The 3741-nt window shown below is 59.0% G+C and carries 3 protein-coding genes; 2 read left to right on the top strand and 1 reads right to left on the bottom strand.

The window, feature by feature from the left end:
- On the top strand, positions 1–1364 hold a 1364-nt coding region (locus tag EP165_RS20210; protein ID WP_206075962.1), incomplete at its 5' end, for a right-handed parallel beta-helix repeat-containing protein.
- Here the strand turns inward: EP165_RS20210 and EP165_RS20215 are convergent.
- Positions 1361–2824 (bottom strand): hypothetical protein, encoded by a 1464-nt coding sequence (locus tag EP165_RS20215; RefSeq protein ID WP_127524662.1) that lies wholly within the window; start codon positions 2822–2824, stop codon positions 1361–1363. The genes EP165_RS20210 and EP165_RS20215 overlap by 4 nt on opposite strands.
- An 85-nt stretch (positions 2825–2909) precedes the next feature.
- Between EP165_RS20215 and EP165_RS20220 the strand changes: the two genes are divergently transcribed.
- On the top strand, positions 2910–3741 hold an 832-nt coding region (locus EP165_RS20220), incomplete at its 3' end, for an N-acetylmuramidase domain-containing protein (RefSeq protein ID WP_164743128.1).

The raw sequence follows: 3741 nt of genomic DNA on the forward strand, positions 1-3741 counted from the left end.
CGCCTGCAGCCCATCGCACGTTCAAGCTGGATGGCGGCGGTAACCGCTTCACTGAAACGGCAGACACAGCGCCCGTGGTGCGTATGGGCGGGGACATGGCCTCCCACACGACGCTTTCGTCCAATGTCGTCTATGGCGAGATTGTGCTGCCGCTGACCACATCCGCGGGTCTTTCGGTGGACGACCTGATCCTGCTCGAGGACGACACGGTGGAGCCGGTCGGCGGTGTCACCAAGAACAATCAGGAACTGCTCTGCATTCAGGAGGTTGTCGACGGCACGAGCGTTGAGGTGCATGACAAGGTTCGCTCCAACCAGAACACCGGCACCAAGGCCGTCTATCTGCTTACGCCGATCGTCGGGCCGGAGGTGCGCAATTTCAAATTCGAGATAACGCATCCCGGCATCAATGACACCCATTACGGCCCATGCCAGATCAATTTCGCCAGAGACGCTGTTGTCGAAAACGTCACGACCCGGAACTCGCGTGGTGAGGGTATCTATCTCCGCTACTGCTACGATTATCAGGTGCGGAACTGTGCTGTTTTTGACGGCTTCAACAAGGCGTCGAGCGGCAACGGCTACGGTGTGTCGATTTATGCCAGCCGCAGGGGTGATTTGCGCCGCATCCGGTCGCGCAATACCCGCAATGGCATCGACTTCTCTGGCTGCTACGACGCATCTGTTGATGGTTATGACATCGAGGACTGCAACTACGGCATCGCACTGGCGCATGTCATCCATGGCGGATACTTCCGCGTTCGACACGGCAAGATTATGCGCATTGCAACGGGTGGCTATGCTGTTGGCAACAGCGCCGTCACTGCCGGTCTTTCAAATCCGCAGAACCATGTCTTTCGTGATACGATCGTCCAGGATCTGGCCTATTCATTCGATGAGGCGGCCGATGTCACCAATGACAAGCCGGGGGTTTGGTTCCAGAGTTCCATCAGCAATTGCCATGCCATCGACATCGAGGCGTCCTATCGCCGCGGGGGCTCGATCTCGGTGGAGAATGCAGTCATCGTTCGCCTCGAAGGGTTTGCCCTAGGCATCTGTGTTTTTGAACGGATCAAGACCGAGGCTTACTACAATGATGGCAATCACGGTGTAGGCTGGTGCGTTCATTGCAAGTTGGCAGGCAGCGCAAGCACACTCGGTTCAGACAGCATCGGACTTCTTGTGGTTCGCGATTGCTATAATCGCTACGGGCAGGGCGTTTTGAAAGGTGAGGGGTTGAAAAACGTCCACAGCCAGAACCTCACGATGAGCTTCAGCCCCGGTACCGCGATCAAGTCGTTGTCGACTGCGCACTCTGTCGCCAATGTGGTGGACAGCACAGCCGGCGTACTCGCTGTCGTTTAGGGCGCGACGACGAAGGTCACATCGCCAATCCTGATTTCATCACCCGGCTCCGGCTGGGTGGTGAACAGGCGGTGGTTCGGGAGGTCGGCACAATAGACGGCGCCGTACTCTCCCGCTTCCTCAGCGGTCATGAACGAATGGAGTTCAGGGTTGTAAATGGTGTTTCCCATCGACCCTGTGGCGGCGCATACCTTGCCGGGAAACACGGCAATACTTGAAACCCGCTGACCCCAAGCGCTTTCGAACATTCCAAACAAGCGGTCGGGCAGGCCATCGCTGCCGACAGTGATCTCGCCGGCTGAAATCTGCTCGTCAAAGTGGCCGGCTTGGAAGGCGTTGAGAAGATCGACGGACTTGAAAATGTAGGGAAGTCGACCGGATCGGCGCGGGTGGGAAAAGAGCCTGGTTCGATCCCTGTCGCGCGTGATTGTGTCGACCAATACAATCTCTCCCCACGGGTAGAGACCAGTGAGAAAGAGACCATAGGTGCTGACTGCGGCCTGCGCTTCGCGGTACAGTAGGCCGTCATCCCATCGATAGTCGCCTTTCATCTGCGGTGTGAGCGCTTCGGTATAGAGCACATCTTCATTGCCCAGCACCAGATAGCCGCCTGAGGGGTACAGCCCTACGAGGGTCATCTTACCCATCCGGACATAGGCGTAGTGTTCAAAGACCTTTGCGGCACCTTCGCTCTCGAATGTCAGCCGAGAAACGGCGCCGTTTGCAGAGATCGAGTAAAGGGGGGCGTTCTCAGGATATCCTGAACCGCCAATTATGAAAGCTCCCTCGTGCTCGAGGCCGCCATATGCCTGGCCGGCATCCTCGACAAGCACATCAAAGTCGAGCGGGGTGCAGCCGACCTGGGTGTCGGGCATTTTGGCGGAGAACAGCCCGACCGAAGCCATACCGACCACGCGGCCGCCAAAAATGTGGGCGTAGCTCGTGCGGTCAGGCAAGAGGCCAACGTCTACGCCTGCAATTGAAAGGACCAGGCCGCAATCTGAATAGCGGTAGGTCGCCAGCGAGCCGTCCGGCAACGTCTGCCATGTGATTGGCGATCCCGACAGTTCAGGCAGAGCTTCGCTTATCGGCTGCCAGCCGTCGCGATAGAGTTGGCCTGATTGAAGCTCAACGAGTTCGCCGCGGAAATTTGCGATGTTCGCCTTGGTGAGCTTTGCATGGGGATCGGGCAGCCGTTCCCATCTGAGGTTCACGCGCTCTTTCGGATTGCGGCACCAGAATTCCCAATGCCCCTCATTGGCAGGCAGGCGAGATTGCACGGTTTGAAGAATAGCCGCCTCGCAAACGGTTCCATCATCCAAACTTACCCGCGCGGGTTGCTCCAAGATGCCGCGAAGGCTGAGTTCAATACGATTGTCGGCTGCAACTGCACTTGCAGCGCCGAATATCGAGACAAAGATTGCGGCTTCTAATCTAAACATTAAGTCGCCCTCTATCACACACGAATATGCTGTGACTATCCCGTTGTAGTATTCGCCCCGGTTGCTTTCCCGGTGCGCATTAAAAAACCTCAAAGGAAATCCGATGTTCGACGACGCTACGCAGCGCGCGATAGCAGCTCATGCCGCGCGCCTGAATATTGAGGAGGCTGCGCTTCTTGCCGTGGTTGAGGTCGAAAGCGCCGGCCATGTCTACGCGACAGTCGCCGGCCGCCAAGAGCCGCTGATCCGGTTCGAGGGGCATTATTTCGACGATTGCCTGACAGGCGAGAAGCAGGCTGAGGCACGCGCGCTGGGGCTAGCGCATCCGAGTGCCGGGCGCGTCGGCAATCCTGCATCGCAGGCAAAGCGCTGGAGCCAGCTCTATCTGCCGGCTTCGCAGATCAGTGCTCGTGCGGCATTCGAAAGCACGTCCTGGGGCGTGGGGCAGGTGATGGGCGCGCATTGGCGCTGGCTGGGCTACGCATCGCCGGCCGCCATGCTGAAGACGGTTCGATCGGGTGCCGCCGGCCAGGTCGAGGTCATGGTCCGCTACATCGAAAAGGCCGGTCTGATCGGCTCGCTGCAGCGCCTCGACTTCGCTGCCTTCGCCCGCGGTTACAACGGGCCTGCCTACGCCAAGTACGGCTATCACACGAAGATGAAGCGCGCCTATGAGAGTTGGGCTGGCAAGCAGGCCAGTTCGGCCGCCTCGGGCATGCTGCGGATGGGTTCGACCGGCGCCAAGGTGCGTGAGCTGCAAGCGTTGCTGGTGCGCGCGGGACATGCGGTGAATGTCGATGGCGATTTTGGCCCCGCAACCCAGCGCGCGCTGATGGCGTTCCAGAAGGCCAACAAACTCACCGTTGACGGCGTGGCCGGTCCCGAGACCTTCGCCGCTCTGTCGGCCTACAAGGTCGCACCCGAAGAGAAGCCGG

Origin of the sequence: Mesorhizobium sp. Z1-4 (assembly GCF_004000235.1) — a bacterium.
Lineage (GTDB): Bacteria > Pseudomonadota > Alphaproteobacteria > Rhizobiales > Rhizobiaceae > RCIO01.